This window comes from Sinorhizobium fredii, assembly GCF_002944405.1.
In the GTDB taxonomy this organism is placed as follows: domain Bacteria; phylum Pseudomonadota; class Alphaproteobacteria; order Rhizobiales; family Rhizobiaceae; genus Sinorhizobium; species Sinorhizobium fredii_C.
Window position 1 is genome coordinate 3,173,127 of sequence record NZ_CP024307.1, and the last position, 26,874, is coordinate 3,200,000.

A 26,874-nucleotide genomic window follows, 5' to 3' on the forward strand; every position below is an offset into this window, starting at 1 on the left:
TAGCTTCGTGGCTCTGCCGTCGTCAGTACGTCCTCGCGTGCTTTTGGGCTATTCGGCCGGATGGCCTAGAAGGCGGCCTATCCGGCCGTCCTAATGCGGGCTCCCGGTCATGGGTAAGAGGCGCGCCCCTGCGGCAGCGGCCTCCTGACGGTTCCTCACCCGCAAACTGCGGAAGAGTGCCGCCATGTGGATCTTCACCGTACCCTCGCCGAGTTTCAGCTTGCGAGCGATCTCCTTGTTCGAAAATCCCTCGACGAGAAGCAGGAGGACCTCGCGCTGCCTCGGCGTCAGGAACTCGATTGTACGATGACTTCGTTCGTCCTGGTTTCCGCGGGTGACCTGAGGCAACTCTATTTCCTCGGGAGGGGCGGGACGGCCCGCTATGGAGGGCGGGACGTAAACAGCGCCGTTGAGGATCGAGCCGATTGCTTCGGCCAGTTCGCTCGCCCCGAGGCCCTTTGGCACATAGCCGTTTATGCCGGCAGTCAGGGCAGACAGGATGTCCGACCGTCGCGACGACGCCGATACGACGGCGACCTTCAGATCGGGATGGATGTCACGGACGGCCGCAAGGCTCGCCGCACTTTGCATGCCCGGCATCGCCAAGTCGAACAAGGCGAGCGATATGTCTTCGTGCTCGGCGAGCCTTTCAATCGCTTCATCAAGCGACCCGGTTTCGATGATTCCCGTGAAATGCAATTTGCTCTTCAAGATGAACGCCAACGCGATGCGGAAGAATTCATCGTCATCGGCTATAAGTGCGACGCGTGAGGTATTCATTACGCTTCCCTCGCCGGTTGTCTGATGCTTGCGGGTCTTCAGTTCGGCCCGCTCCTAGGCCTGCAACTAACGATCGTCTCAGCGAACGCGTTCCCGCCGTTGCCAATCAATGCGCGGTAGTACCAAAATTGTGCCACACACGCCTTGAGACGTGTAGGGCTAAATGCTGCTGCTATTTCTCCGGGCTGTTCACAAAACGTTCGTAAACGCGTGGTGCGCCGCCCCTTTCGAGCGGTCCGTCAATCAATTTGGAGCCTTCCGACGCAGGTAGCGGCCGTGAGAAGATGTATCCCTGCCCCCTCATGAAATCCTTCAGCATTCACCACCGCCAATTGATCCCCTGTCTCAATGCCCTCGATCGTCGTTGCCGATGCGCTTGAGAACTTGGAGGCGACTCTCCGGCATTTTTCTGAAGGCTTTCAGACCCGCGACCTCCAGAACGCGAAGGTCCAGATCGAAATTTTTCGATCCTCGCCTTGAGCTTCGATAGTTGCGTTTCGGCGGAACCCGTCCTTTGATGCGCTTCACAACTTGCGCCATGTCGGGGAGACGCATGGACGGAACACACCTCTTCGAACTCGGGATCGCGATGTTCCTCGCGATCATAGCGCTCCATTATGCGGCCCACAGGCTTGGCCTTCCACCGTCGGTCGCATTGCTCGCGGGTGGGGCGATCCTGGCGTTCCTGCCGGGGCTGCCGGCGATCACCATCGATCCTGAACTCGTGCTCGTCATCTTCCTGCCGCCGCTCCTCCTCGACGGCGCCTGGTCAATCGCGGTTGGCCGCATCCGACACCATATGATGGGTATCGCGTCGCTTGCCGTCGGCGCCGTCTTCTTCACATGCGCCGTCGTGGCCGTGGTCACTCATCTACTCTTCCCCTCGCTTCCTTGGGCCGCCTGCGCGGCGCTCGGCGCGATCGTGTCACCCCCCGACGCAGTTTCCGCACGAGCCGTCCTGGAGGGTGTGAAGCTGCCCCGGCGGCTCCAGATCCTGCTCGAAGGAGAGAGTCTCCTGAACGACGCGAGCGGCCTCGTGCTCTTCCGTTTTGCCGTCGCCGCCGCCGCAACGGGGATCTTCAGCCCCCCAGCGGCGTTGGGCAACTTCCTTCTTCTGGCGGTCGGCGGCGCCACGGTGGGCGCCGTCGTCGGAACGGCATGGGTGAAGCTCGTCAGGCGACTGGGCGACGAATACCTTATCATCGCCGCAACGACATTGCTCGCCTGGATCTCCTACCTCCTGGGAGAGATGCTGCATGTCTCCGGCGTCATCGCCACCGTCACCACGGGTCTGATCGCGACTTGGCATCAGCACACGGTTCTGTCGGCCGCTACGCGCATGCGGGGGACGTCGTTCTGGACTGTCTTCGTATTCCTGATGGAAGCTGCGGTCTTCGTATTGATCGGTCTATCGCTGCGGGACGTCGTCGAGCGAAGCGGTGGATTCGGCACGGTGGTCGCGACGATGGGACTGCCGGTCATCGCTGTGCTCACCACGCTTGTCATCGCGCGCTTCGCGTGGGTTTTCGGATCCGAGCTTGTGATCAAGCTGCTCAATGCCCTTGGTCTCGCTCGAACGCAACCTCTCGGCGCCGGCGGCGCAACCGTGCTGAGCTGGGCGGGCGTACGGGGCGTGGTCACGCTCGCTCTCGCGCTCAGCTTGCCGGAAGATTTTCCCGGCCGCGACTTCATCCTTGTGACGGCATTCGCCGTGATATTTGGAACGGTGCTCGTGCAGGGCACGACGCTCGGACGCGTGATCGCCTGGGCGCAACTCGCTGAGCCGGACTCCGAAAAGGCGCCTCTGACAATGAGCCAGGCAGAAGCAGCGATGGCCCAAGTCCAGCTTGCCACCATCCAGAGCTTGGCATATGACGCCGAAGGAAACCTCATCCACCCTCAACTGCTGGAACGATACCAGCGTCGCGCGACGACGATCGTCGACTACGCCGTGCGGACTGAGCATTACCGACCCGCGTTGCATGCCCACTTCGACGTCGTACTGGAAGCTGTCGCGACCGGCCGGAGGGAACTGATTCGCCTTCATCGCGCTGGCGAGATAGACGATGAAACGCTTCAGGAACTTGAACGGGATCTCGACCTGGAAGAGTTGAGTGCCATCTCTGCAAAAGCATGAAGTTCACGATGCGTTGGCGGTCGCTTCTGGGGCGACTGCAGACGTTCATCGCCCCCGAGTGAACTTCCGCTCACCACCCGAAAGGTCACTTCCACGAGGATTATCATTGGGCGGCTTGACGGGTAAGCGCTGCGGCAGTGGAGGGGAGAAAAGCTATGTCTAGCTGGAACTCGGGCCGCATTATTGGTCAGAAGCCTCCGTTGAAGCCGAAGGAGGTCTGGGCCATCCGAACCCGCCTCCAAATGTCCGGTGCGGTACGCGACCTGCGCTGTTCAATCTCGCGATCGACAGCAAATTGCGAGCTTGTGATCTCGTCGCAATTTCAGTTGCCGATGTTGCGATTTCCGGAAGGGTTCGCGACCGCGCGATCATCATCCAACGGAAAACAGGCCGACCAGTGCAGTTCGAACTGACCGATCAAACGCGGGAGGCTATCGCTGCATGGATTGGAAGTCGCAGGCTCGGTGAACGGGATTATCTGTTTCCAGCCGCGTGCACGCAAAGCCGCACCTGTCGACGCGGCAATATGGCAGGATCGTCGAGCGCTGGGTGTCGAGCACCGGGCTTGATCCCGAACGTTACGGCACGCATTCGATAAGACGGACGAAGGCGGCGCACATTTACAAGAAGACAGGCAACTTGCGCGCCGTCCAGCTCTTGCTCGGCCATAAGAAGCTGGAGAGCACCGTGCAATACCTCGGAATAGAGGTGGACGACGCCTTAGCAATTTCTGAGCAAGTGGAACTCTAGTACTCAAGGGCCGCATTTCTCGTCGAAGTGCCAACCCGTGAGCCCTGTTGAAGGCAAAAGATCGGTAGAGTCGAGGTGTTGCGCGGGTGGCTGTAGGTCGAGCCTATCTGTTTCCGCCCCTTTCGTCTGGCGGTGCCTTGGTGGCTCGACCGTGACTGCCGTTTCCACACCCCGCTCATCGAACCGGACATGCAGGTCTCCCGCATCCGGCTCTCGGACAAGATCTCACGCCTTCACCCACGGCACGCCCGTCCAAGTCGGGTCAGACGTACCAGCCCATAGTGCTGGTAAAGGTGCGAGTCTGGATAGGACCCACCTCTCTTCCGTCTGGTCTTATGCTTGGAGCGCAGCCACCGGAGCAACCGCACTGCGGTATAGCTGTCGAGCAGCCGATACGCCTTGCTGGTGGTCCCTACCGAGAAGTAGTTCGCCAGCCGCGCAGCGTGCGGTTCAACTTTGCTATCAGCAGTGTGGTCTCTTGCCATGTAACCTTTCGGTCGGTCAGCGCGTGGACAGTCTCGACCGCGCGCCTGATGCTTTTCTTCGATGGCCGGTAGCCCAGGCGGGCGTGGCCGGTTATCGGAGAGTACATCCGTCCGAACGTGTAGCCCAGAAAGTCGAAGTCGCCCTCCGGCGCCTTGCAGATGCGTGTCTTGTCCTCGTTCACCGTCAGCTTCAGCTTGTCCATGGTCATGCGCAGGCACTGGAGCGCCGCTTCCGCATTGCCCCTCCTGCACAGGATCACGAGGTCGTCGGCGTAGGTGACGAGCCGCGTGCCTAAGCTTTGCTCAAGCCCGAGCTTCTTCCATCCCAGCACGAACCGGCGCATTTAGAGGTTCGCCAGCAAGGGTGAGACGGGTGAGCCCTGCGGAATGCCGCGCCGCTTATCCCGCGCCTCCGTCGTTCGCGTCTTCCGGCCTCGATCATCGGTTTCTTCGACGGGACATTCCAGACACATCTTGATCAAGTGCAGCACCCGCCGATCAACGATCCGGCGCGCCAGCGACTTCATCAGTTCTGAATGCGGAACGCTCCCGAAGTAGTCCGCGAGGTCGGCGTCGACGACTTCAGGATGACCACGGAACAGCGTCTCCTCCACCTTGGTCACCGCCTGCTGGGCGTTGCGCCCGACACGGTAGGCATAGAGTTCCGGTGGAAGGTCGGCCTCAAAGATCGGTTCCAGCACCAGCATCGCTGCCGTCATGCAGACCCGATCTCGCACGGTCGAGATGCCCAGCGGCCTGAGTTTGCCGTTGGCCTTCGGTATGAACACGCGTCTGATTGGTTCCGGTCGGTAGGTCTCCTTTCTGAGCGCAAGCGCCAGTTCACCAAGCCACCGCTCTAGCCCTTACGCTTCGACGTCCGCAAAGTCGCGACCGTCTACCCCCGGTGCGCCCTTGTTCGAGCGGCACTGAGCATAGGCATGGGCCAGAACATCCTCGCGGCTGATCTTGTCGTACAGGGCGTAGAAGCGGTAGCCGGCTTCTGCCTTCGCTTTCGCGTGTAACGCCGTCTGCAGTTTCTGAACACTTGTCGGAGTTGATAGGTTTCCCAATCTCCGGTCCCTCTCCACTTGTTGCGCTCGTCTTGAACTGAGGCCCCTTCCCTCCACCGGCATTACCCGGCTTCTCCGGTACTACGAGCCTCTCCGCCACCCCAGGCCGCCCGGCCTGTCCCTCGCGGGCGTCCGGTTGGTCATCCCTGACCACGTCCTGGGGCTTCCCGTGTTGCGTGCGCTTTCCTTGTGTACATGCTGCCGCAACTACCCCGGTGCAGCAGATGGGCTCAAACGTCGCTCAAACTCACCCATCCATATCAGCCTTCCCCGCAAGGGTTGACGGGTCGGCCTGCACATCGACTTTTTCGAGGGTTGCTCGGCGTTCACTCGCGTTGCGGCCTGCACACTCGCGCGGTCACCAATTTCGTGACCCGCTAATCGAAGGCTTCAGACATGTCGTCTCCTCCATGCCTGCTCCGATTGATTCCCGGCTGGAGCGGTTGCCGGGTTCACTTGCACCCACTGGAAAGCGCCGCCTTGGCACGGCGCACACCCAGAGCGGTCGCCCGCCGATCACACATGGAAGGTCCTGTACTGGCACGCAGACTTCTTTGCCGAGCCGTGGAGCGCGGCGAGAAGTCACCGCTGCCTCCCGGCTTATGCGTGTCGCGTTCGTGACGCATCTATAATGTTATTACGTAACTTTCCATTTGACGAATGTAATAACGTAACCTATCGAGGGCGAGACACATGCACTCTGCATCCATCTTCGTCACGGAAAAAATGTTTGGAGGTCTGAATGCGCACACTGTTCGTGCTGCTCACTACGGTTGCACTCGGCGTCGCCGCGACGCTCAACCCGGCCCATGCCGAGGTGCTCAAGGTTGCCGGCCCATGGGAGATTACCGGCATTGATCCGGCCCAGACCGGCTATGTCTTCAGCCGATTGCAAGTCGCCGAAACTCTTGTGACCGCCAACCACAATGGCAAGATCGTGCCCGCGCTTGCGGATCGGTGGAGCGTCAGCGGCGACGGTCTGACATGGCGCTTTACGCTCCGCGAGAACGCGCGTTTTCATGACGGCACGCCCGTGACGGCGGAAACGGCCGCCGCTAGCCTGACGCGAGCTCTTGCGGGTGTCGGCGTGCTCTCACAAGCGCCGCTCGCCGAGATCACCAGTGAGGGGCGTGACGTGGTGATCCGGCTGACGAAACCATTCTCTGCCCTGCCCGCCTATCTCGTGCATTTCAGCACCATCGTGCTGGCACCCTCTTCATACGATGCGGCCGGCAAAGTCACGCAGATCGTCGGGTCCGGACCCTACAAGGTGAAGAGCCTTACCGCTCCGGCACGCCTGGAATTGCAGGCCTCCGGCGGGTGGTGGGGCGGCAAGCCCGCGATCGAGGAAGTCAGCTATCTCGCAGTGGGGCAAGGCGAGACCCGAGCGCTGATGGCGGAAAGCGGTGAAGCCGATCTGGTGTTTTCCATGCTGCCGGTTTCGGTGGATCGATTGAAAGCCAATCTGAAACTCGATGTGCAGATTGCCACCATTCCCCGCACGCGCGTTCTCAAGGTCAACGCGGCATCGCCTTTCTTCGACCAGGTCGAGGAGCGGCAGGCGATCAGCGCAGCGATCGACCGCGTTGGAATCACCAAGGTGATCCTACGCAACGCCGACCTTGCTGCAACCCAGCTTTTCCCGCCTGCGATGAAGGGCTGGAATTCCCGCGACATCCCGCCGCTCGTGCGGGACGTCGACCGGGCGAAGGAACTCTTGGCCGCGGCGGGCTGGAAAGCCGGAAGCGACGGTGTTCTGCAAAAGGATGGCAAGCGGTTCAGCGTGACGCTGCTGACCTATTCCAGTTGGCCCGAACTGCCGCCCATCGCCACGGCACTCCAGGCCCAGCTTCGACAAGTAGGAATAGAGGTGAAGGTATCCGTGGGTAACAGCTCGGAAATTCCCGCGCGCCATCAGGATGGAACATTGGAGATGGGACTGATCTCCCGGCTCTACTCCATCGTGCCGGACCCCGTTGGCACACTGCTCCAGGATTATGGTGCCGGTGGCAGCGACTGGGGTTCGATGGGATGGGACAACAAGGAAATCCAGAGCGTCGTCGAACAACTAGCGGCGACGAGCGATGCGGCGGCCCGCGCTCCGCTTCAGAGCCGGGCCCTGGAGATTCTGCAGCAAGAGCTGCCAAGCATCCCCATCACCTGGTCGGAGCTCGCCATTGTCTCGAACAAGAGGATCACCGGCGTCACGGTTGATCCGCTTGAAGTGAACTATGGCCTGTCCGCCATCCGTTGGGCGGAGTAACGGGGAGAGCGCGATGCGAAACTTCCTTCTTCCGCGCCTCGTCCAGGCGGTGCTGGTGGCCGTCGTGGTTGGGGCTCTGTGCTTCGTCCTCATGCGGGTGCTGCCGGGCGATGCCGCCATGCGCATTGCTGCCGGCCGCTACGGGCCGGATGCGCGGATTGCCGAAGCGGCAGAAAAAGTCAGGCTGGAGCTGGGCCTCGACCGCCCGATGGCGGCCCAGTTCCTCGAGTGGTTAGGCGACCTTCTGCGCCTTGACCTCGGACATTCGCTCGTTACGGGTTCGCCGGTCGTCCATGAGCTGCAGGTGCAGCTCGGCGCTTCCGTGTGGCTTGCCGCATCGGCGCTGGCGCTGTCGGTTCTCATCGGACCCGTCGTCGGGGTTTTCGCGGGGTTGAAGCCGGGGAGCGCCATTGACCGTCTGGGCCTCGCAGGTGCGGTGATCTTCCGCGCCATTCCGCCGTTTGTGCTCGGCCTCGTTCTGATGCTGATCTTTTCGAAGCAGCTCGGCTGGTTGCCGCCAGCCGGTTTTGGCTCGCCACGTGAGATCCTGCTGCCGGCACTGACGCTCGCTCTTGGGCTCGCCGCCATGTCGAGCCGGATCACGCGCAATTCGGTCGCTGCGGTCGTAAAAGCACCATACTTCGCCTTCGCCCGATACAAGGGACTGCAGGAATCGGTTGTCGTCCGCCGGCATGGACTTCGGAACGCCGCGATCCCCATCGTCTCCTATATCGGACTGCAGGCCGTCTACCTGGTCGAAGGGGTTGTCGTCGTGGAATCGCTCTTTGCCTATCCGGGCATCGGCCACGCCTTGGTCCACGCGGTCGTCGAACGGGACATTCCCATGGTCCAGGGGACGGCGCTGGTGATGGGACTGATGTTCGTCGTCATCGCCGCCATTGTCGACCTTCTGACGCATTGGCTCGATCCGCGCGTGAGGAGAACGGCATGAGTACGATCGGCGATCTGTCCTTTGCTCGGCCGAAAGGGCGACTGACCACGGGGCGCATGTTCGGCGCCGGCATTCTAAGCTTAGTCGGTGGCTTTGCGATCATCGGACCGGCCCTCATTCCTGCCGATCCTGCAGCGCAGGATTTTAGCGCCAGCCTCGCCCCGATAGGCGGCGACTTCTTGCTTGGAGCCGATCATTACGGCCGCAGCCTCCTCGCGCGCCTCGCCCACGGCGCCCGTCTTTCCTTCGGCCTCGCTTTCCTGACCATGCTCGCGGCCGCGGTCCCTGGCGTTCTGTTCGGTCTTGCCGCCGCGTGGAAAGGCGGCTGGACGGAGCGGTTTCTGGAACTGACGGCCACAATTGTGCTGGCACTACCCGGTCTGATGCTGGTGCTGCTGCTGCTAGCCTTCGCGCCCGGCAATTATGGTCCGCTGTTCCTGGGCATGTCGCTCACCCTTTGGGTCGAGTTCTACCGTGTGACAAAGGCGACGACGAAGACCGTCCTCGCGCAGCCGCATATTGAGGCGGCGCGCATGCTCGGCTTCGGCTCGCGCTACATCCTCGTCAATCTCGTTCTGCCGGTGATCGCACCGATGATCGGTACGCTTTCGGCCTTTGCCATGGCGACGGCCATCATCGCGGTGTCGACATTAAGCGCCATCAGCGTTGGCCTGCAGCCTCCCACGCCTGAACTCGGCAGCATGATCGTGGAGCTCTTGCCGTATTACGCCGAGGCGCCTGTGCATGTGCTGCTGCCGGCAGCGCTGATCTTCCTGCTGGTGCTTGGCCTTCAATCTCTCGCGCAGGGAGATCATCGATGAACATTCAAGCAACCCCGGATCTTTCGATCGCCGCCCTGTCGATCGATTCCCCGGCTGGCCGGATCGTATACGATGTCTCCCTTGCGCTCGGACGGGGGCGAGCGCTAACGCTCCTTGGCGAGAGCGGATCGGGCAAGTCGCTCGTGGCGCAGGCGATCATGGGCAATTTGCCGCCAGGGCTGCGTGCGACGGGGCGCGCGGTCTTCAACGGGACGGACCTTCTTGCGGAGACGCCCGCCCAACGACGCCGCCGCTGGGGCCGGAACATTTGCCTGCTGCCGCAGGAGCCGTGGCTGGCGCTGGATCCGAGCATGCGCGTCCTGCCGCAGGTGGCAGAAATACACCGCTTCGTCAAAGATAAGGATGCCACCCAAAGCGATGCGCTTGCAAGGGAGAACCTCGCCGGGGTTTCCCTCGCCAATGCGGAAGCGCTTTACCCCTTCCAGATGTCGGGCGGCATGGGACAGCGGGCAGCGATCGCGATGGCGCACGCCGCCGACAGCGAGCTTCTGATCGCGGACGAGCCGACGAAGGGCCTCGACACGGCGCTGCGGGACTCGGTGACGGCACGCCTGAAACGAGAGGTCGAAGCGGGACGCTTGCTGCTGACCATCACCCATGACGTCGCCGTCGCGAGGGCAATCGGCGGCATGATCGGAGTCATGCTCGATGGCCGGCTGGTCGAATACGCTCCCACGGAAAAGCTGCTCCAAGCGCCCGAGCACGCCTATACGAGAGCGCTTCTCGCCGCCGAGCCGGCAGGGTGGGAACGGAAGGCGTCAACGGCTTCCGGTGAGGTCGTCCTTGCCGGACGCGGACTGGCAAAGCGTTATGGTAGCAGGACCCTGTTTTCCGATCTGGACATTACGTCCGCCGCCGGCGAGATCGTCTCGATCTTCGGGCCGAGCGGCTGCGGCAAAACGACAGTCGGCAATATCCTTCTTGGCCTAATCCGGCCTGAGGCCGGAGTGGTCGAGCGCAAGTCGGGGGTGTCGCGGCTCCGCTTTCAGAAGCTCTATCAGGATCCACCGGCCGCGTTCGCGCCCCATCAGACGATTCGCAAGGGGCTCACCGATCTGGCGCGCCTCCATGCCAAGGAATGGACAGCCGTCGAGGGGTTGCTGGACCGCGTGCGCCTGCCTAAGAATTTGCTCGATCGTCTGCCCAAAGAGGTCTCGGGCGGGGAGCTACAGCGCTTTGCGTTGCTGCGCGCCCTGCTGCTGGACCCGGCATTTCTGTTCGCGGACGAGGCGACGTCACGGCTCGATCCCGTCAGCCAGAAAGAGGTGATCACGTGCCTGCAGGACATCGTCAGGGAAACCGGCCTCGCTGTCCTTTTGGTCACCCACGACCGCGACATCGCCGAAAACATATCGACGCGAATATTAGATATCGAGAACAATAGGACCATATAAAGCCGCTCATTCGACCACCGGGCCGGCTGAGACAATTCAGCTCGAATGTCCCATGGAGCTGCAATGGCGGTCCAGGCAAGCTGCTTAGGCAGAAAAGAGAATGATCGCAAGCGGGGCCGGGGCAGCCGAGCTTCGGCTGTCCCCAAGGCGACGTAATCTGAACAGGACAGATAGACCCTTTGAGGTCATTCATTCACGGCCCTTGGAATTACCGGTGTTGGCCCCGAAGCGGACAGCGCTGCTCGTGAAAGTTTCCCGACAGGCGACCGATGGCCATCTGCTGGTGCTCGGCTGGACGTTAGGGAAGGCTGGCAATGGCTGCAGCAAGATCGGGTGAGCCCGGCTTTTTTGTTGTGTGATGGAGTCCTTCACCTCGGCTGAACGGCTGTCCGGATCTGGGCCGCAACGCGGGCAATGAGGAGAGGTTTCATGATGAACCGACTTCCTTCGGGCAGTTCCTCCGGCGTCACCTTACGGCGACCCGAGACGACGAAAATCTTGATCGGTGGCCAGCGGTCATGAACACGCGCCGCCAGTTCCAGTCCGTCCATCGATCCGGGCATACAAACATCGGTCAACACCGCACGGAGGACTGGGTGCCCGGTGAGCAAGTCGATGGCTTCATCCGCGGTTGAAGCCTCATAAACTTCAAAGTCTTGCTCGCGCAGAAACATCGCAAGATCGTATCGGAGGAGAAACTCGTCATCGACAACCAGGACGGAGATTTGATCGCTTGGCACGCGGTAAGGCCCTTCCTGGTTCCCAATCGCGTAACCGGCGGTCGTGTCCCTACAGGTGGTGTAGCTCGGCGGTAGCGAAGCCGCTCGCGAGCGCGCCCTCAACAGCGCCGTAGTGAGCGGGCGGCGAAGCGGTGGTCATCGATGTTCTTCGGTAGGGTCGGGTTGCTGACACCAACCTGATTCGAAGGAACCACCGATGACCGACAACATGATGAACCTGCGTGCGCTCGTGGAGAAGTCCCCCGACGCCGATCTTTTGCGCGAGATGATCGGCTTTGCCGCCGAGCGGCTGATGGAGCTGGAGGTGGGCGCTGCCACCGGTGCCGGCTATGGCGAGAAGAACCCGCTGCGGACGGCCCAGCGCAACGGCTACCGCGAGCGGGATTGGGAGACGCGCGCCGGAACCGTCGAGCTGCGCATTCCGAAGCTCAGGAAGGGCTCTTACTTTCCGGGCTTCCTGGAGCCGCGGCGCATGGCCGAGAAGGCGCTGACGGCGGTCATTCAAGAGGCCTATGTGCAGGGAATCTCGACCCGCTCGGTCGACGATCTGGTCAAGGCCATGGGTATGAGCGGCATCTCCAAGAGCCAGGTCAGCCGGCTGTGCGAGGAGATCGACGGCAAGGTCAAGGCCTTCCTCGAGCGGCCGATCGAGGGCGACTGGCCATATCTGTGGATCGATGCCACCTACCTGAAGGTCCGCCGCGGCGGCCGCATCGTCTCCGTTGCCGTGATCATCGCCGTTGGTGTCAACAGCGACGGTCGCCGCGAGGTGCTGGGCATGGAGGTCGGCACCTCCGAAGCCGAGCCGATCTGGACGGAGTTCCTACGCAAGCTGACCCGCCGTGGCCTCAGAGGCGTCAAGCTGGTTGTCTCCGACGCCCACGAAGGCCTGAAGGTCGCCGTCACTAAGGTGCTCAACGCAACCTGGCAGCGCTGCCGGGTCCACTTCATGCGCAACGTTCTTGCCCACGCCGGCAAGAGCGGTCGGCGTGTCGTCTCCGCCTTCATCGCCACCGCCTTCGCCCAGGAGACGCCGGAAGCCGCAAGCGCCCAATGGCGCGCCGTCGCCGACCAGATCCGGCCGAAGGTGCCCAAGCTCGCCGCCATCATGGATGATGCCGAAGAAGACGTTCTCGCCTACATGACCTTCCCGAAGGAGCACCGCGCCAAGCTGCACAGCACCAACCCGATCGAGCGCCTCAACGGCGAAATCAAGCGCAGGACCGAGGTCGTCGGCATCTTCCCCAATGATGACGCCATCGTCCGCCTCGTCGGCGCGATCCTGCTCGAGCAGAACGACGAATGGGCTGTCCAACGCGCCAGATACATGACGCTAGAAACCATCAGCCAGATGAGCGATGATCCGCTCATCAGCCTGCCAGCCGTGGCGCGCTGATCATCCCGGCCCATGCCGGAGAACGCGGCGACCAAAGCCGCCACCTACACCACTCCCTGGGACATGATCTAACCGGCCCTGAGGCGTCATGTTCCTGAAGATCATAAAATCAAATGCGTCCGCTGATTGGACAGGCGCCGAGTTCGCTTACAAGATTCTTCGCTTCACGGTCGGCGAGAGCGATAGGAGAATTGCCTGAAAACCGCGGGAGGTTTCATGGCCTCGTATTCTGTTGCCTACTGGCGACCAATTTATGTGCCCTGAAGCTCGGCGAACGCTTCTCGTGATTGTCGGGGGAGCGGATTCATCTATTCTTCAGGTCAGCCTACGGCATCCGTTGGAACAAACCTCTTAGCTCAGCAGTTCGATCCACACCGAATGGAGCTTATGATGCGCTGGCGGTACCTCATAGCGTTTCTGGCCGCTGTTTCTCCGAGTTCGATCGCGCTCCCTGCCGGTGACGTTTCAGAGGCAGTCGAAGTATTCCAGCGGACGTGCCTTGCACAAAGTTCAAGCTTCGACGCGATCGCAACCGCCGCCGCGGCAGAGGGATGGAAACCTTTGCCAGAAGGCGACTTCGAGCGTCTCGCGCCTCTCGAGCACCTTGATTCCTCAAGTGGATGGATAGCCACTGATCGGGCCCTTCCGGAACCGGTTGTAATCGGCGTCACCAAGGCTCGACGGGACGGAAGGCCCGTCGAGACCTGCACCGTCGCCTTCATGAAGGTGCCTATTGAGCCATTTCTGAACGAATTTTCAGACAGTACCAATGCGGAGAAACTATCCGAAGAACCGGAAGGAACCTGGACTTCGAGGCTCTACATGCTGATTGCCGGGGACCGCAAACAGTTCGTCAAGCTTAAATACGCCCGTTCGCCCGATGGAAGTGGGCCAATGGCCGCGAGCTCAATCGCCGAGCGGTAGGATGCTTTTCGGCGTGACATGCCTCCCGTTGTAGAACTCAGACGCACTTACCCGTCACTGCCGAAAGGCACTCCGCTCAAAGGGCCTGGGTATGACCATAATAAGCAGCATCATCATAAGCATCCTGATCACAGGCCTTGCCTTCCTGGTGCTGTACCTCGTGCAAAAACTTCCGATTGATTCAACAATGAAGCAGATGGCTCAGGTCGTCGTTGTAGTCGTCGGCGTAGTTTCGTTGCTCAGCTATCTGGACGTCTTCTGAAATGCTCTGGGCTGCTGCTCCTCCTCTGGGCCGCAGTCCGGCCGGCACTTGAAATGAAGGGAACGTTTGGATCCGTATAGGCAGCGGCAACAGCACAGCGTCCACTTGCGTAAAACACCTGAATAAAATTCGGGGAAGGGCCGATTGTTAGCCTGCTGAGCCGCTCCCGGGCGTGTTAGAGCAACTCATTCCGGTCCTTGGTCGCTTTTTGCCTTGTGCCCCCCGAGTCATTGCCACTCCCGCCGCGAGTTTCGCTGCGCGCCGGTTTGCCGACTGCGCCGCCTTCATTATCCCATTCTTCCAGCGAATCCCTCATTCGCGCCACCGAAGCAGTATCCGGGCTGTCTACGTCGAAACCCGCAGCGCATGCTTCGCTGATGATGGCATCCATCAGGTCCGGATCTGAAATATCCAGATCAGGAAAAATACGCCGCAGTGCGCCGAGGGCCTCAGAAGTCGCAAGCGGCCGGGCTTCCTTCTGACACACGCTCAGAAACGCGCTTATGGCCGCGCGCACCTCAGGCGATATCTCGCGGGAGTGCTTTCTCATCATCACCTCCCAGTCCATCAAGGCTCTCAATCTAAACGCTGCCTGCGTCTCGATGTTCCTGGTTGCTCGCGAACTGGCCGCGATCTGTGATCTTGCCGACCTTCAGACATAGGTTGGATCAGTTGGGCGGCGAACGGGAGGCCTTCTCCGCAGTCAAAACCGCGAATTGAGGGCGAATTTATAATTGAGACCTCCCCTTATATCAGCCGAAAACAACGAAGCCGAGCACCTTGTTTAAATCCGATTTGAGGCCCACATATAAGTCGTTAATTTGGCTGGACCAGCCAAAACGGCGCGGCGTCAAAGGCCCCGCCATTCACCACGAAACTTAATACGAACGCCTACGCCGACGGACCCGTAGTGTCGCTTCGTTCGACTCTGGCACCGGAATTCGAGCACCGACCACGGTCGTGTCGGCTTCGGGACCGCCTCTGTTCCCGCAGAGCGCCGCCAGGACCAGCCGCACCAAGCAGACGCCTCCCCGGTGTCTGGCAACGTCTATGCGCATTCATGCATATGCCTGCGGGGCGTGCCCGCATTGCATACATGATGTAGATCATCCGGCTGATCTCGAAGCCGCACTCCAAAAGGACTACAAACAATCGTGACCGCTACAAACATTCTGGAACGCAATGGCCGTCCGATCCTCCGCGACGCAGAAACACATCCTTTGAACGTCGGTCAAGCCGTTCGGGTGAAGGGCGGGTATCGGAGATCGGCTGTGCCGGTCTATCACATCACCGGTACGCTCCCGCCGAGCGGCGGTCGCCGCAATATCGCATTCGAAATGACGACGAACATTATGAACGAGTGACGAAGCAGGACAGACTCGAGCCGGTGCGCATATCGTCTGCCGACGAAGGCCCTACTCTCATCGAAAAGACATTCGGCAAACAGATCAAGCCCGCTGCGAACGGCAGTCCGTCGCAGGACACGGGCAAAAAAATGACTGTTATGACGCTTCTGTAGAACCAAGAGGATGGCGATGAATATCGTGATTGCGTTCTACCGTATCCGGGACGTGGACGACGCGCACGCGATCGTCGGCCGCGAATCCGCGGAAGCTGCCGATCTCGACGAGGCGATAGAGATTGCGCTGGAGCTTTTGAGGACGCTCGACATGCCGCAGCGTCCGGACGCCATGACCATCACCGACGGTGATGGGAGCACGATCCATTCAAGCAGGCTCGACACGATCGAAAGTCTTGATGAAAGGCCAACACCATGAACGCCCACCGCACTGAAATTGAAACCGGGCATGCACTTGCGATCAGCATCTGGGAAAATGAAGGTGGGACTTCAGCACCCGAGCTAATGGATGACCAATACGGCCGCCGCATCGAAGCCCATCGCCCCTTGGCGATCTATCACGTGTCCGCAGGCGCACCGGCGCCTGTCAACGGCAACCTTCGCAATATAGAGCGCCGGATAAAGCGGCTCAGCCTATCGCGCCCCCGCGCGGCAGCTTTGCGTGGAACAGAGGCACGCTGAGGATGACGCTTCTGTTTCCGAATCCGAGTCGCAGCCTTTATGAAAAGCGAAACGCCGTTCGATTCATCGGCCATGACGGTATGTTCGAGGTGCGGTTTTTCGTCGAGGCCGATGCGCTCGTGATATCGGATGCTGAATTGGGCAGGTCGGAAATCTCGGAATCGAAGCTCCTTTCTGCTTTTGATGCGTTGCGGCTGTCCATCTACGATGTCGCACGCACGGCCTATTTCAGTGGCCGCCCTGATTCCTACACGCTGACCGCCGCCGATTTCCGCAAGGATGGATCGAGATGCTGATCCGCTATGGTTATGAGATCACGTTGAACTTCCAGCAACCGACCGCGTTGGTATGCCTGCTGTCGGTCCACAAGGATCGCGCGGCCGATATCCGGGTTCCTGAAACAACATTCGCTGCTCCCGATGTGCCGACGTCGACCTATCGCGATCTCTTCGGCAACCGCTGCCGGCGGCTTGTCGCACCGGCGGGTGACCTGACGATATGGGGCGATGCCACGATCTCGGACGACGGCAAACCGGACAAAGTGCTGCCAGCCGCCCAGGAACTCCCGGTGCCGGAGTTGCCGGACGATTGCCTCGCCTATCTCATGGGCAGCCGCTATTGCGAGACCGACCGTCTCAGCCAGAGCGCTTGGGACAGGTTCGGCGCGGTCGCGCCCGGTTGGGGGCGTGTGCAAGCTATCTGCGATTTCGTGCATGACCATATTCGCTTCGACTACACGCAGGCCCGGTCGACGCGGACGGCCTTCGAAGTCTTTCATGAGCGCGTTGGTGTCTGCCGCGACTTCGCACATCTTGCGGTCACACTTTGCCGCTGCCTCAACATTCCCGCACGCTATATCAACGGTCATCTCGGCGATATCGGCGTCCAGGTCGTCGACCCGATGGATTTCAGTGCCTGGATCGAGGTCTTCCTGGACGATGGATGGCACACGTTTGATCCGCGCAACAATACGCCGCGTGTCGGCAGGATCGTGGTTGCGCGCGGCCGTGACGCGGCCGATGTCCCCTCATCAACTCGTTCGGGCCGCACGTCTTGAAGTCGTTCCGGGTGTGGACTTATGAGGTGTCGGCCTTGCAATAGCGGCATGGAACATGGGCCAGCCACGATCGAAACGCAGGAGCCATTCCCGGCATGAACGACAGCCTCGCACGGCTTCCCCAGGAACCGGCAGATCGGCTTACCAAGCCGTTCATGCAATTCCTCCGCATCGAGGCTACGGCGGGCATTGTCCTCTTGCTCAGCACGCTCTTGGCGCTCAGCCTTGCGAACACCGCGTGGTCGACGTCATTTCTCGCCTTGTGGGAGATGCCTGCGGGCATCAGAGTTGGCGACATTCAGATCTCCCGTTCGCTGAAGCACTGGATCAACGACGGTCTGATGACGCTCTTTTTCTTCGTCATCGCCCTTGAGCTAAAGCGCGAGCTGGTGCTGGGGGAGTTACGCAACCCGCGTATGGCCGCTCTCCCAGTCGCCGCTGCTTTCGGCGGGATGGCGGTGCCGGCCGGTCTGTTCTCTCTGCTTGTCGGCGGCGGGCCGGGTGCGAGCGGCTGGACCACCGTGATGTCCACCGATACGGCCTTCGTCATCGGGTGCCTTGCCGTGCTCGGTTCGCGCATACCAGGGAGCTTGCGGCTCTTCCTGCTCTCTCTCGCGATCTTCGACGATGTCGGCGCCATCCTGGTCGTGGCGATCGGCTATGGCGAGGCCTTGAATTGGGCCGCACTTGGTACCGCCGGCCTCGGACTTGCCGTCGTCGCAGCTATCGCGCGTCTGGGCATCCGCAGCATTCCGGTCTATTTCGCAATAGGTGGTGGCATCTGGCTGGCATTCGACGCATCGGGCGTTCACGCGACGCTCACCGGAGTTGTTCTTGGATTGATGACGCCGGCGCGGAGTTGGGTGAGCGACGCCCGCCTCCATGCGATACTCGACCGGGTGAGCGCCCATCCGCCCGGCGATCATTCGAGCCGCGACACGGCGGCACGCAGCGACCTTCATCGGGCAGGCGTCGCGACGCGCGAAGCACTGTCGCCGATCGAGCGTCTCGAGATGGCTCTCCATCCCTGGGTCGCCTTCGTGATCATGCCGTTTTTTGCCCTCTCTAACGCGGGCGTTCCGATAGGAGACGCAAACTTCGACATTCCCCTCACGATCGCAATTTTCGCCGCCTTCGTGGTCGGCAAGCCCGCTGGCATTGTGCTCTTGAGTTTCCTCGCCGTGAAACTGCGCCTCGCGACTCGTCCAGACGAGCTACCCTGGAGCCTATTGGCAGCCGGTAGCCTGCTGACCGGGATCGGCTTCACCATGGCTCTGTTCATTGCCGAACTTGCTTTCGAGCCCCAGCTTCTGAACTCCGTCAAACTTGGTGTTCTCGGCGCTTCCGTCATCTCGGCAACCCTCGGTCTTCTGGCGTTGACCTGGCTGACGTCTCCTGGCAGGCGATAGTCCAGATCGCTCCGTCGGCCGCCATAGCGTAGAGCCTCCCCACCCTGCGTTCCAACCGGTCGCAGGGTGTCATGATCAGGACCAGCAGGGCCGCAGTAAAATGCCGATCCACATCGCTAGTCTGGATCGGCACCGGCCAGCCCTCAATCGCGCAACAGGCGCGGTGCAGCGGTGCTTTGCCCTAAACTGGCGGCCAAAACCACAGGATCAAAGGCACACCCAGCACGAGCACAATGAACGAGAGCGGCAGCCCCAACCTCCAATAGTCGCCGAAGCGATAACCGCCCGGACCCAGCACCAAGGTGTTGCACTGGTGTCCGACAGGCGTGAGAAAATCGCAGGCCGCACCCACCGCGACTGCCATCAGAAAGGCGTCCGGATTGTAGCCAAGGCGCTGAGCAAGGGTAACAGCAATCGGGGCAACGACGAGAACGGTGGCTGCATTGTTCAAAAACGGCGTTGCGGCCATTGCGACCACCATGATCATTGCAAGCGCGCCGTAGAGGGACAAAGTGCTAGCAAGTTGAGCGAGGCCGCCGGCGATTAGGTCGGCACCACCGGTCGTCCGGATTGACTCGCTGACCGGAACGAGAGCGCCGAGCATGATCAGGATCGGCCAGTCGATGGCTTCGTAAGCTTCCCGGAGCGAAAGTGACCCGAGAAGTACCGTCAGGACCGCAGCCGTAAAGAAAGCCGTTGCGACAGGCAACAGACCCAGAGCGGTTAGCACCATGGCACCAGCCAGCACCAGCACCGGAACCAGGCCCTTTCGCGGATTTCCCAAGCGAATTTCACGCTCGGCCAAGGGAAGAAGACCGAGTTCCACCAGTTTTGTGGGGAGAAGTACGAGATCGCCCTTCAAAACGAGAACGTCGCCTGGTCTTAATGCGATGTCGCGCAATCGCTCGGTGAAGCGCTGGCTGCTTCGGCTCACTGCGAGCAGATTGATGTTGAAGCGATCATGCAGCGCCAAGCGCTTGGCGGTTTGCCCGATCAAGGCCGATTTCGGGCCGATAACCACCTCAATTCCCGCAATCTCCTCATCTACTCCCTTCGCTTCCGTCGGACGGTCGTGCCCCTCCAGTTCCAGACGCGTGCGCCTGATGGCTCGCTCCAGCGCCTGAGGGTCTCCTTCCAACAGAACGATATCGTCCTGACGAAGGACAATATCCGGCAGTGGAATCATACGTTCGACCTGATTGCGAATAAGGCCTGTGACCAGGACCTCGTCGTCCAACAAGGCTGACAGGTGACTGATCGACTTGCCGACGACGGAGGAAGAGGCAGTGATGCGAGCCTCGGTCATGTAGTCCTTGATGTTCAGCGCCTTCTCCATTGACGGGACCGCCTCACGCTCCCCGGGGAGCAGCCGATAGCCAAACGCCAGAAAGACTACTCCGGCCGCGGCGAGACCTATGCCGACAGGGGTGAAATCGAACATGTTGAAGGGGCGGCCCGTCAGCTCCTCGCGCATTCGGGACACGACGACATTCGGTGATGTCCCAACGAGGGTCGTGAGCCCGCCAAGCAGGGAACCGAACGCCATCGGCATGAGAAAAGACGAAGGGGAAGCTTTCGACCGGCGCGCCATCTGGAACGCGACTGGGATCATCATCGCCAGCGCGCCGATGTTCTTGATGAAGACGGACAGAACCGAGACGGTCGTCACGAGAATAACAACCTGGCCCTGTACAGAGGTGACGCTCGGGGCCACCCGATGGAGAAACGCCTCTATGACACCACTGCGCTCGATGGCGGCACTGACGACGAGCGCGCTGGCAACAATGATGACAATGTCATCCCCGAAGCCGGAGAACGCTGCCTTATGCGGCACGATGCCGGTGAAAACTGCGGCAAGCAACGCGAGAACCGCAATGAGGTCGTAACGGAGCCGTCCCCATATGAAAGCGACCATTAGGCCGATCAGAATGGCGAAGGCGAAACCCTGAGCCTGTGTCATGGATAAAATGCCGACCAACTCTTCCCAATGTCAGGTCCATTTTACTCGCCTGAAGGAGCTAATGTCGGGGTAACTTACCAGGTTCATTCGACAGCGCGGCACTCCCAAAGTCCGTCCAGACTTTTGGAGCTTCGTAGTGCGGATGCGCGCATGATCAGAAGACTACAGGATGCCTCCGAACAGGACGGAATAGACAATCACGGCAATCGCCAGAGTAAAGGCAAGCGATACGAACAGGCGCGTGAAATCGTAGGTATAGAAGCGGGCGGGAATGAGATTTTTCATTGCCATTTCCTAAGTTTCGTTTGTCGGAATACCCAAAGCGCCGCGTCCGCTGCGCTTCAAGATAAAGTGCGACTGCAACTCGTGCTGACCCTGCCGAGGATGTCCGCGGGAACTTGGATATCGGTCATAATGGTTGCTACGAGTTCGTCGCGCTTCGCACGATTGTCGTAGCCCTTCAGTGTTGCGAGGTCGGTGCTGCTGGCAGATGCCATTCGCCCTGCCGCACTTGAACAGATGCCCGCAAGGGCAGCCACTCTGGCCTCCTCGACCGCTTGGGTGCTGGCAGTGGTGGTGGTAATCCATCCAGCATTGAAGCCGATGATCGGCGCCGCGAAAAGTCCGACGAACAGACCGATCACGTAGGGCTTTGTCCGCTCGAGGATTTGATCGAATGTCATGATTTCATTCCCTTTAATCAGGTTGATTATCGGGATCGTTGCAGGCCCGTGCTCGGACCAGGAGCCAATGGCAATCCAGATTTTTTACGGTGCGCCATAAAATAGGTAAAGTAAACAACTAATTTAGCTCCTCATTAACAAATACGTTTCAGCCGGTGTTCGTAGAAAATTTCGGCATCCATACGCAAAATAGCGCCGCGTCTGGCACGCCTATATTTAGAGAATTCGAATTTTATTTTCTTCGGAAACTGCTTTCATCTCAAAAATACACGGTAATGCCACAATTAATGGATAGAGCTTCTTACTTGCCTTTTTGCTTCATCAGAGGCACGAAACCAAGGTCACCGCTCCGCATATCCACAGTCCGGGCCGCCAATTGCGGCCTTGCTCCAATGCGGCAGTACAGAGCGGAGCGGTGCGCGCTCAAGTGCGCCAAACGGGCCGGTTTAATCTCACGACGACGAAGCCACGGAACAGGAGGGCAGCATGTTTGCCCGGACGACGCATCGAACGGTCCATTTTGACCAACCGTTCTGGTTGCCAGACCTCGGTGAAATGGTCCCGGCTGGCGACTACGAGGTCGATGAGGACGAGGAATTGATCGAAGGCATCTCCTGGCTCGCCTATCGCCGTGTGGCGACCTTTATCAAGCTACCAGCCACGGCCGAGAACAAATACCGAATGCGGCTGATAGCGATCGATCCTGAGGAGCTTGAACGCCTGACGGCAGTCGATCGCAACGAAGCCGCGATCTTCCCGTCACTTTCACCATAGGCAACACCCATGCGCCATCATCTATTCCCGATCGGTCTGTCAGTGCGGCTTAAGGATCGCGCAAATATTTCCCCTCGTGCGGCGGAAACCTATCAGATCACCGCCAAACTCCCTCTGAGAGACAATTCGCCTCAGTATCGCATGCGCAATAATGAACTCGGCCAAGAGCGCGTGAGCAACGAAGATAGTCTGGAGCCGATTGACGGGCTGAACATCGGATAACTGATCAGCGTTCAGTCGTCGCGCAGGCGACTGCGGGGAGGAGAGCTGCAGATGAAAAGCAAACACGAAGAACACGCGCTCGCCCTCAGCACATGGGAATCCGAAGGGCGCGCGCCGAACCGATCCGGACAGCGCGATGAGTATGGCCGCCGTTTCGATGGCGACGGAACGTATACGATCTATCACCTCTTCACCGGAGAGACTGCAGAGATCGGCTCATGGAAGATGGAAGGGCTCAACCCTAAAAATGCAGCGCGAGCGCTGCGTATTCTCAATACCCCAAGCTGGCCGTGATCGTGCACCTGTCGAACAGCACCAGCCGGGCTGCCCTCGCAGGGCACACCGCGCGGGTCAAGAATATCAACACGCCTTTGCGCCGCACCGACATACTCGGCGTGACATTGCCGGGTACGTCGGAACAACTGTCACCACAGCTCACGTGCCACCAGGCGATCAAGCCGGTCCGCGCAGCGGGCCGAGGCATGCCCGCAAGACCACGAAGCCGATATTCCTCGCGTTGTCACATTCGGCTAAACGAACCGCCACACAGATACTCTAGTGGCGCGATAGCGCGGCGTCTAAGGGCGCGCTAAAATGCCAGCATGACCCAGCGATACGAATTGCATGATGACAGCAACGGCTTGTGGAGCGTGATTGATCGCTTCACCGGCTGGCCTGCTCGATGGCGAGGCATATCGCAGACCGGTCTCGACTATTTCGATGCGGACGATCTAACTGACTTGCTTAATCTGCTGGACGAACGCAGACGAGCGAAAGGCAGGCCGGAAAGCGACGGCCTAGAGTGATCGGAAACGCCGCGTTGCACAATCCAATAGAACGAAAACAGTAGCTGGTCGGTCCTTGATAGCGAAACGGGCGGGCCTGCCGGCACGCGCAGTGCGGCGACAGCGGCCTGCGTGGGAGCATGGCCCGCGCCTTAGGGGCATGAACCGGATTGACTTCGTCAGCATGGACACAAAGCAATAGCGATGGGCCAGGGCGATCTGGTCCCCAGCGTACTTGCCTTAATAACCTGCCCGATTTAGCGTGCCCCTGGCCGCAATACCTGCTGAGCTGGCCAGGGACCGATATGGTTGTACCGATCGACAGAAGAAGCTGCCGATCGACCACCTCGGCGGGAATGTCTGTACGAATAGCAAGACCATCAGCCGCTTCGAACTCGAGGAACGGGTCGTGTCGGCCGTGCCCGACAATCTCCGCGGAGCTGACAATCTCGACCGGATCAACCGCGACACAAGGCCGCGGTTGCACGCGGTCAGCAACGAGCGACGGCGGAATCAGAACGGCTGCGAACCGAGATCAGCACGATTGAGACGAAGCAGAAAGCAATCGGCGAGAAGATCGCCGAACGTCTGATGACCGGGCACGCTGCCATCCCGGCCCTGGACCACATGCTCGATGAACTGGAACAGCAGCGCCTGACGCTGGCCAGGCAATTGGATATCCTTCCGGCGACTTCAGGGCCTGTCGCGACGCCGCCGCTCAATGGCGGCCTGCTCAGAAGCGCGATCACGGCGGTCAGAACCATGCTGTCGACGCGAGAGGATGCATTCGACGAGAGCTGGATATCTCTGGCCCGCCAACTTATCCAGAAAGTGGTGATCGCACCATCGGCGGACGGCAAATCGGCGGAGCTTACCATCCATGGCCGCCTCGCAGCCATCCTGGCCGCCCAGGACGCCTGGCGTGATGTCTCACGGGAACTGCGGGATCAGCAATCTGCGGAGTACGTCCGCATGCGTTCGTCGGGCGCGTTCAAGTCGCTGGCCGACAAAACAAAATTCCTTCGCCGCTGCGAGGCCTTGCTGGCCGAGCGGGAGAAGGAACGGCTGCTATTACAAGTCTCAGTGGTTGCGGGGGCAGGATTTGAACCTGCGGCCTTCAGGTTATGAGCCTGACGAGCTACCGGGCTGCTCCACCCCGCGTCAAGTCGTCGAATTCCGAGTTGTGTTGGCCCGGTCTTGGGAGGGGCCGCGTGTGTGCGAGAAGATGTTTTTGACTTGCGCTTTGCAGACCTGGCAGCGACCTACTCTCCCGCGTCTTAAGACGAAGTACCATCGGCGCTGGGGCGTTTCACGGCCGTGTTCGGAATGGGAACGGGTGCAGCCACCCCGCCAGAACCACCAGGTCGGCAAAGCGCAAGTTTTGCTCCCGGAGGGAGCAATTGTGAGAAGCTGGTGAGGCTTTCGCCTCTTTTTTTGAACACGTCTTTTGTCTGCCGCCCCGGCCGAATGCCGCAAGCGCAGAGCGCGTCGCGCCTTGTGGCGCGCGCCGTCCGCAGCGAAGCGATCTTCCGATCGCGACAGCGTGAGGACAGAGATAGCATCATCAAACTTCGTTTGATGAGCATAGGCAACAAGAACGATCAAGCCGATCGAACGATTAGTACCGGTAAGCTTCATGCGTTGCCGCACTTCCACACCCGGCCTATCAACGTGGTCGTCTTCCACGGTTCTCGAGGGAATACTCGTTTTCAGGTGGGTTTCCCGCTTAGATGCCTTCAGCGGTTATCCCTTCCATATATAGCTACCCTGCTATGCCCTTGGCAGGACAACAGGTCCACCAGAGATATGTCCATCCCGGTCCTCTCGTACTAGGGACAGATCCTGTCAATATTCCTACACCCACGGCAGATAGGGACCGAACTGTCTCACGACGTTCTGAACCCAGCTCACGTACCGCTTTAATTGGCGAACAGCCAAACCCTTGGGACCTGCTCCAGCCCCAGGATGCGATGAGCCGACATCGAGGTGCCAAACAACCCCGTCGATATGGACTCTTGGGGGTCATCAGCCTGTTATCCCCGGCGTACCTTTTATCCGTTGAGCGATGGCCCTTCCACGCGGGACCACCGGATCACTATGACCGACTTTCGTCTCTGCTCGACTTGTCAGTCTCGCAGTCAGGCGGGCTTATGCCATTGCACTCGACGAGCGATTTCCGACCGCTCTGAGCCCACCATCGCGCGCCTCCGTTACTCTTTCGGAGGCGACCGCCCCAGTCAAACTACCCACCATACACTGTCCCGGATCCGGATGACGGACCGCGGTTAGACATCCATGACGATAAGGGTGGTATTTCAAGGATGGCTCCACAGGAACTGGCGTCCCTGCTTCAAAGCCTACCACCTATCCTACACATGCCGACACGAATGCCAGTGTAAAGCTATAGTAAAGGTGCACGGGGTCTTTCCGTCTGACCGCAGGAACCCCGCATCTTCACGGGGAATTCAATTTCACTGAGTCTGCGTTGGAGACAGCGGGGAAGTCGTTACGCCATTCGTGCAGGTCGGAACTTACCCGACAAGGAATTTCGCTACCTTAGGACCGTTATAGTTACGGCCGCCGTTTACTGGGGCTTCGATTCAGAGCTTGCACCCCTCCTCTTAACCTTCCAGCACCGGGCAGGCGTCAGACCCTATACGTCGTCTTGCGACTTCGCAGAGCCCTGTGTTTTTGATAAACAGTCGCTACCCCCTGGTCTGTGCCACCCCATCATGGTTGCCCATAATGGGGTCACGCTTCTTCCGAAGTTACGCGTGCAATTTGCCGAGTTCCTTCAACGCAGTTCTCTCAAGCGCCTTGGTATACTCTACCTGACCACCTGTGTCGGTTTCGGGTACGGTCTATACGGTGGAGCTATTTCCCGGGACCGCGTCCAAGCCTGGACAATCCAATAAGTCCAGACAAGTTAAGCGATCCGTCACTACCACCAGGCCCACGAATATTAACGTGGTTCCCATCGACTACGCGTGTCCGCCTCGTCTTAGGGGCCGGCTAACCCTGCTCAGATTAACTTTAAGCAGGAACCCTTGGTCTTTCGGCGAGAGGGTCTCTCACCCTCTTTATCGTTACTCATGTCAACATTCGCACTTCCGATACCTCCAGGACCCCTCACGGGTATCCCTTCACAGGCTTACGGAACGCTCCGCTACCACGTGCCTTGCGGCACATCCTCAGCTTCGGTGCATGGCTTCAGCCCCGTTACATTTTCGGCGCAAAGACCCTTATTTAGACCAGTGAGCTGTTACGCTTTCTTTAAATGATGGCTGCTTCTAAGCCAACATCCTGGTTGTTTTGGGATCCTCACATCCTTTCCCACTTAGCCATGACTTGGGGACCTTAGCTGGAGGTCAGGGTTGTTGCCCTTTTCACGACGGACGTTAGCACCCGCCGTGTGTCTGCCGACTAGTACTCCCCGGTATTCGGAGTTTGGTTAGGATCAGTAAGACGGTGAGTCCCCATAGCCCATCCAGTGCTCTACCCCCGGGGGTATTCGGTCGACGCTCTACCTAAATAGATTTCGCGGAGAACCAGCTATTTCCGAGTTTGATTGGCCTTTCACCCCTAGCCACAAGTCATCCCAATCTATTGCAACAGATGCGGGTTCGGTCCTCCAGTTGGTGTTACCCAACCTTCAACCTGCTCATGGCTAGATCACTCGGTTTCGGGTCTAATGCGACATACTAAGGCGCCCTATTCAGACTCGCTTTCGCTACGCCTACACCTACCGGCTTAAGCTTGCATGTCACACTAAGTCGTTGACCCATTATACAAAAGGTACGCCGTCACCCTTGCGGGCTCCGACTGTTTGTAGGCATCCGGTTTCAGGTTCTATTTCACTCCCCTTGTCGGGGTGCTTTTCACCTTTCCCTCACGGTACTTGTTCGCTATCGGTCATGCACGAGTACTTAGGCTTGGAGAGTGGTCTCC

At 59.8% G+C, this 26,874-nt stretch carries 26 protein-coding genes, 1 tRNA gene, 2 rRNA genes and 3 pseudogenes (1 of these 32 cut by a window edge); 18 read left to right on the top strand and 14 right to left on the bottom strand.

Annotation, left to right across the window (positions count from 1 at the left end):
- Positions 1 to 90 precede the first annotated feature (90 nt).
- Both NXT3_RS15585 and NXT3_RS15595 read right to left on the bottom strand, forming a co-directional pair.
- Positions 91 to 780, bottom strand: a complete 690-nt coding sequence (locus tag NXT3_RS15585) for a LuxR C-terminal-related transcriptional regulator (RefSeq protein WP_037426269.1) — start codon at positions 778 to 780, stop codon at positions 91 to 93.
- 345 nt (positions 781 to 1,125) lie between these two features.
- The gene (locus NXT3_RS15595) at positions 1,126 to 1,335 is read right to left on the bottom strand and encodes a hypothetical protein (RefSeq protein WP_104839653.1); all 210 of its coding nucleotides are present in this window, start codon (positions 1,333 to 1,335) and stop codon (positions 1,126 to 1,128) included.
- Here NXT3_RS15595 and NXT3_RS15600 point away from each other — a divergent pair.
- Entirely contained in the window at positions 1,334 to 2,917 is a 1,584-nt protein-coding gene (locus NXT3_RS15600) for a Na+/H+ antiporter (RefSeq protein WP_104839654.1), read from the top strand. The two genes, NXT3_RS15595 and NXT3_RS15600, sit on opposite strands and share 2 nt — an antisense overlap.
- A 155-nt stretch (positions 2,918 to 3,072) precedes the next feature.
- Positions 3,073 to 3,667, top strand: a pseudogene (locus tag NXT3_RS31995) (tyrosine-type recombinase/integrase).
- A gap of 233 nt (positions 3,668 to 3,900) precedes the next feature.
- On the opposite strand, the gene NXT3_RS33255 reads toward NXT3_RS31995, so the two are convergent.
- The 3 genes and pseudogenes from NXT3_RS33255 to NXT3_RS32015 form a co-directional block, all read right to left on the bottom strand.
- The gene (locus NXT3_RS33255; RefSeq protein WP_199773297.1) at positions 3,901 to 4,152 is read right to left on the bottom strand and encodes a group II intron maturase-specific domain-containing protein; all 252 of its coding nucleotides are present in this window, start codon (positions 4,150 to 4,152) and stop codon (positions 3,901 to 3,903) included.
- Positions 4,080 to 4,940: pseudogene (locus tag NXT3_RS32415) on the bottom strand (reverse transcriptase domain-containing protein). Before NXT3_RS32415 ends, NXT3_RS33255 begins: the two are co-directional and overlap by 73 nt.
- A gap of 75 nt (positions 4,941 to 5,015) precedes the next feature.
- Positions 5,016 to 5,222, bottom strand: a complete 207-nt coding sequence (locus tag NXT3_RS32015; protein ID WP_199773300.1) for a hypothetical protein — start codon at positions 5,220 to 5,222, stop codon at positions 5,016 to 5,018.
- A gap of 742 nt (positions 5,223 to 5,964) precedes the next feature.
- On the opposite strand from NXT3_RS32015, the gene NXT3_RS15620 reads away from it, so the two are divergent.
- From NXT3_RS15620 to NXT3_RS15635, 4 genes are read left to right on the top strand one after another with little or no spacing between them, the layout of a single operon-like run.
- Positions 5,965 to 7,485, top strand: a complete 1,521-nt coding sequence (locus NXT3_RS15620) for an ABC transporter substrate-binding protein (protein ID WP_097527067.1) — start codon at positions 5,965 to 5,967, stop codon at positions 7,483 to 7,485.
- Between the two features lie 13 nt (positions 7,486 to 7,498).
- Entirely contained in the window at positions 7,499 to 8,437 is a 939-nt protein-coding gene (locus NXT3_RS15625; RefSeq protein WP_037426954.1) for an ABC transporter permease, read from the top strand.
- 56 nt (positions 8,438 to 8,493) lie between these two features.
- Entirely contained in the window at positions 8,494 to 9,258 is a 765-nt protein-coding gene (locus NXT3_RS15630) for an ABC transporter permease (RefSeq protein ID WP_423827849.1), read from the top strand.
- Positions 9,255 to 10,673, top strand: a complete 1,419-nt coding sequence (locus NXT3_RS15635; RefSeq protein WP_104839655.1) for an ABC transporter ATP-binding protein — start codon at positions 9,255 to 9,257, stop codon at positions 10,671 to 10,673. Before NXT3_RS15630 ends, NXT3_RS15635 begins: the two co-directional genes overlap by 4 nt.
- 368 nt (positions 10,674 to 11,041) lie before the next feature.
- On the opposite strand, the gene NXT3_RS15640 is transcribed toward NXT3_RS15635, so the two are convergent.
- The gene (locus NXT3_RS15640; protein ID WP_104839656.1) at positions 11,042 to 11,413 is read right to left on the bottom strand and encodes a response regulator; all 372 of its coding nucleotides are present in this window, start codon (positions 11,411 to 11,413) and stop codon (positions 11,042 to 11,044) included.
- Between the two features lie 196 nt (positions 11,414 to 11,609).
- Here NXT3_RS15640 and NXT3_RS15645 point away from each other — a divergent pair, with 196 nt between their 5' ends.
- From NXT3_RS15645 to NXT3_RS15655, 3 genes are all read left to right on the top strand, one after another.
- Positions 11,610 to 12,809, top strand: a complete 1,200-nt coding sequence (locus tag NXT3_RS15645) for an IS256 family transposase (protein WP_104839657.1) — start codon at positions 11,610 to 11,612, stop codon at positions 12,807 to 12,809.
- Between the two features lie 390 nt (positions 12,810 to 13,199).
- Positions 13,200 to 13,733, top strand: coding sequence for a hypothetical protein (locus tag NXT3_RS15650; RefSeq protein ID WP_158665340.1), 534 nt, complete (start codon positions 13,200 to 13,202; stop codon positions 13,731 to 13,733).
- Positions 13,734 to 13,824: 91 nt separating this feature from the next.
- A complete protein-coding gene (locus tag NXT3_RS15655) occupies positions 13,825 to 13,995 on the top strand; it encodes a Thivi_2564 family membrane protein (protein WP_104839659.1) in 171 nt (56 codons plus the stop codon).
- 175 nt (positions 13,996 to 14,170) lie between these two features.
- Here NXT3_RS15655 and NXT3_RS15660 read toward each other — a convergent pair whose 3' ends face one another.
- Positions 14,171 to 14,563 (bottom strand): hypothetical protein, encoded by a 393-nt coding sequence (locus NXT3_RS15660; protein WP_104839660.1) that lies wholly within the window; start codon positions 14,561 to 14,563, stop codon positions 14,171 to 14,173.
- Between the two features lie 967 nt (positions 14,564 to 15,530).
- Between NXT3_RS15660 and NXT3_RS15670 the strand changes: the two genes are divergently transcribed.
- The 5 genes and pseudogenes from NXT3_RS15670 (at position 15,531) to nhaA (ending at position 18,502) form a co-directional block, all read left to right on the top strand.
- A complete protein-coding gene (locus NXT3_RS15670) occupies positions 15,531 to 15,773 on the top strand; it encodes a hypothetical protein (protein ID WP_097540609.1) in 243 nt (80 codons plus the stop codon).
- The gene (locus tag NXT3_RS31675; RefSeq protein ID WP_083854339.1) at positions 15,770 to 16,036 is read left to right on the top strand and encodes a hypothetical protein; all 267 of its coding nucleotides are present in this window, start codon (positions 15,770 to 15,772) and stop codon (positions 16,034 to 16,036) included. Before NXT3_RS15670 ends, NXT3_RS31675 begins: the two co-directional genes overlap by 4 nt.
- 2 nt (positions 16,037 to 16,038) lie before the next feature.
- Positions 16,039 to 16,332 carry a DUF1488 family protein gene (locus NXT3_RS15675; protein ID WP_104839661.1) on the top strand — a complete coding sequence of 98 codons (294 nt, stop codon included), beginning with the start codon at positions 16,039 to 16,041 and terminating at the stop codon, positions 16,330 to 16,332.
- A pseudogene (locus NXT3_RS15680) lies at positions 16,326 to 17,137 on the top strand (transglutaminase-like domain-containing protein). Before NXT3_RS15675 ends, NXT3_RS15680 begins: the two are co-directional and overlap by 7 nt.
- 51 nt (positions 17,138 to 17,188) lie before the next feature.
- The gene (gene nhaA / locus NXT3_RS15685; RefSeq protein WP_104839662.1) at positions 17,189 to 18,502 is read left to right on the top strand and encodes a Na+/H+ antiporter NhaA; all 1,314 of its coding nucleotides are present in this window, start codon (positions 17,189 to 17,191) and stop codon (positions 18,500 to 18,502) included.
- 181 nt (positions 18,503 to 18,683) lie between these two features.
- On the opposite strand, the gene NXT3_RS15690 is transcribed toward nhaA, so the two are convergent.
- The 3 genes from NXT3_RS15690 to NXT3_RS15700 form a co-directional block, all read right to left on the bottom strand.
- Positions 18,684 to 20,462 carry an SLC13 family permease gene (locus NXT3_RS15690; protein WP_104839663.1) on the bottom strand — a complete coding sequence of 593 codons (1,779 nt, stop codon included), beginning with the start codon at positions 20,460 to 20,462 and terminating at the stop codon, positions 18,684 to 18,686.
- Between the two features lie 162 nt (positions 20,463 to 20,624).
- A complete protein-coding gene (locus NXT3_RS32940; protein ID WP_014761927.1) occupies positions 20,625 to 20,747 on the bottom strand; it encodes a hypothetical protein in 123 nt (40 codons plus the stop codon).
- 56 nt (positions 20,748 to 20,803) lie between these two features.
- Positions 20,804 to 21,145 carry a hypothetical protein gene (locus NXT3_RS15700; protein ID WP_176536701.1) on the bottom strand — a complete coding sequence of 114 codons (342 nt, stop codon included), beginning with the start codon at positions 21,143 to 21,145 and terminating at the stop codon, positions 20,804 to 20,806.
- 486 nt (positions 21,146 to 21,631) lie between these two features.
- Here NXT3_RS15700 and NXT3_RS15705 point away from each other — a divergent pair, with 486 nt between their 5' ends.
- The 4 genes from NXT3_RS15705 (at position 21,632) to NXT3_RS15720 (ending at position 22,947) form a co-directional block, all read left to right on the top strand.
- Entirely contained in the window at positions 21,632 to 21,919 is a 288-nt protein-coding gene (locus NXT3_RS15705) for a hypothetical protein (RefSeq protein ID WP_097527055.1), read from the top strand.
- Positions 21,920 to 21,928: 9 nt separating this feature from the next.
- The gene (locus NXT3_RS15710; protein ID WP_097527054.1) at positions 21,929 to 22,141 is read left to right on the top strand and encodes a hypothetical protein; all 213 of its coding nucleotides are present in this window, start codon (positions 21,929 to 21,931) and stop codon (positions 22,139 to 22,141) included.
- Between the two features lie 51 nt (positions 22,142 to 22,192).
- A complete protein-coding gene (locus NXT3_RS15715; protein ID WP_104839664.1) occupies positions 22,193 to 22,435 on the top strand; it encodes a hypothetical protein in 243 nt (80 codons plus the stop codon).
- 308 nt (positions 22,436 to 22,743) lie between these two features.
- Positions 22,744 to 22,947 (top strand): hypothetical protein, encoded by a 204-nt coding sequence (locus tag NXT3_RS15720; protein ID WP_083854341.1) that lies wholly within the window; start codon positions 22,744 to 22,746, stop codon positions 22,945 to 22,947.
- A gap of 492 nt (positions 22,948 to 23,439) precedes the next feature.
- Here NXT3_RS15720 and NXT3_RS31680 read toward each other — a convergent pair whose 3' ends face one another.
- The 4 genes from NXT3_RS31680 to NXT3_RS15735 all read right to left on the bottom strand — a co-directional run.
- Positions 23,440 to 23,598 (bottom strand): hypothetical protein, encoded by a 159-nt coding sequence (locus NXT3_RS31680; RefSeq protein WP_158665341.1) that lies wholly within the window; start codon positions 23,596 to 23,598, stop codon positions 23,440 to 23,442.
- 412 nt (positions 23,599 to 24,010) lie between these two features.
- Positions 24,011 to 24,087: transfer RNA gene (locus NXT3_RS15725), tRNA-Met, on the bottom strand.
- A gap of 88 nt (positions 24,088 to 24,175) precedes the next feature.
- Positions 24,176 to 24,290, bottom strand: a 5S ribosomal RNA gene (gene rrf / locus NXT3_RS15730).
- A 233-nt stretch (positions 24,291 to 24,523) separates the two neighbouring features.
- Positions 24,524 to 26,874, bottom strand: a 23S ribosomal RNA gene (locus NXT3_RS15735); it runs 447 nt beyond the window's last position.

Coding starts and splice junctions, on each gene's coding strand:
- NXT3_RS15645 (WP_104839657.1), top strand. CDS start 11,610: ATGACCGACAACATGATGAACCTGCGTGCGCTCGTGGAGAAGTCCCCC.
- NXT3_RS15690 (WP_104839663.1), bottom strand. CDS start 20,462: ATGACACAGGCTCAGGGTTTCGCCTTCGCCATTCTGATCGGCCTAATG.
- NXT3_RS15620 (WP_097527067.1), top strand. CDS start 5,965: ATGCGCACACTGTTCGTGCTGCTCACTACGGTTGCACTCGGCGTCGCC.
- NXT3_RS15705 (WP_097527055.1), top strand. CDS start 21,632: ATGTTTGCCCGGACGACGCATCGAACGGTCCATTTTGACCAACCGTTC.
- NXT3_RS15595 (WP_104839653.1), bottom strand. CDS start 1,335: ATGCGTCTCCCCGACATGGCGCAAGTTGTGAAGCGCATCAAAGGACGG.
- NXT3_RS32940 (WP_014761927.1), bottom strand. CDS start 20,747: ATGAAAAATCTCATTCCCGCCCGCTTCTATACCTACGATTTCACGCGC.
- NXT3_RS31675 (WP_083854339.1), top strand. CDS start 15,770: ATGAACGCCCACCGCACTGAAATTGAAACCGGGCATGCACTTGCGATC.
- nhaA (WP_104839662.1), top strand. CDS start 17,189: ATGAACGACAGCCTCGCACGGCTTCCCCAGGAACCGGCAGATCGGCTT.
- NXT3_RS15630 (WP_423827849.1), top strand. CDS start 8,494: ATGTTCGGCGCCGGCATTCTAAGCTTAGTCGGTGGCTTTGCGATCATC.
- NXT3_RS15715 (WP_104839664.1), top strand. CDS start 22,193: ATGAAAAGCAAACACGAAGAACACGCGCTCGCCCTCAGCACATGGGAA.
- NXT3_RS15710 (WP_097527054.1), top strand. CDS start 21,929: ATGCGCCATCATCTATTCCCGATCGGTCTGTCAGTGCGGCTTAAGGAT.
- NXT3_RS15650 (WP_158665340.1), top strand. CDS start 13,200: ATGCGCTGGCGGTACCTCATAGCGTTTCTGGCCGCTGTTTCTCCGAGT.
- NXT3_RS15655 (WP_104839659.1), top strand. CDS start 13,825: ATGACCATAATAAGCAGCATCATCATAAGCATCCTGATCACAGGCCTT.
- NXT3_RS15675 (WP_104839661.1), top strand. CDS start 16,039: ATGACGCTTCTGTTTCCGAATCCGAGTCGCAGCCTTTATGAAAAGCGA.
- NXT3_RS15635 (WP_104839655.1), top strand. CDS start 9,255: ATGAACATTCAAGCAACCCCGGATCTTTCGATCGCCGCCCTGTCGATC.
- NXT3_RS15625 (WP_037426954.1), top strand. CDS start 7,499: ATGCGAAACTTCCTTCTTCCGCGCCTCGTCCAGGCGGTGCTGGTGGCC.
- NXT3_RS15720 (WP_083854341.1), top strand. CDS start 22,744: ATGACCCAGCGATACGAATTGCATGATGACAGCAACGGCTTGTGGAGC.
- NXT3_RS15585 (WP_037426269.1), bottom strand. CDS start 780: ATGAATACCTCACGCGTCGCACTTATAGCCGATGACGATGAATTCTTC.
- NXT3_RS15700 (WP_176536701.1), bottom strand. CDS start 21,145: ATGACATTCGATCAAATCCTCGAGCGGACAAAGCCCTACGTGATCGGT.
- NXT3_RS15660 (WP_104839660.1), bottom strand. CDS start 14,563: ATGGACTGGGAGGTGATGATGAGAAAGCACTCCCGCGAGATATCGCCT.
- NXT3_RS33255 (WP_199773297.1), bottom strand. CDS start 4,152: ATGGCAAGAGACCACACTGCTGATAGCAAAGTTGAACCGCACGCTGCG.
- NXT3_RS15670 (WP_097540609.1), top strand. CDS start 15,531: ATGAATATCGTGATTGCGTTCTACCGTATCCGGGACGTGGACGACGCG.
- NXT3_RS15600 (WP_104839654.1), top strand. CDS start 1,334: ATGGACGGAACACACCTCTTCGAACTCGGGATCGCGATGTTCCTCGCG.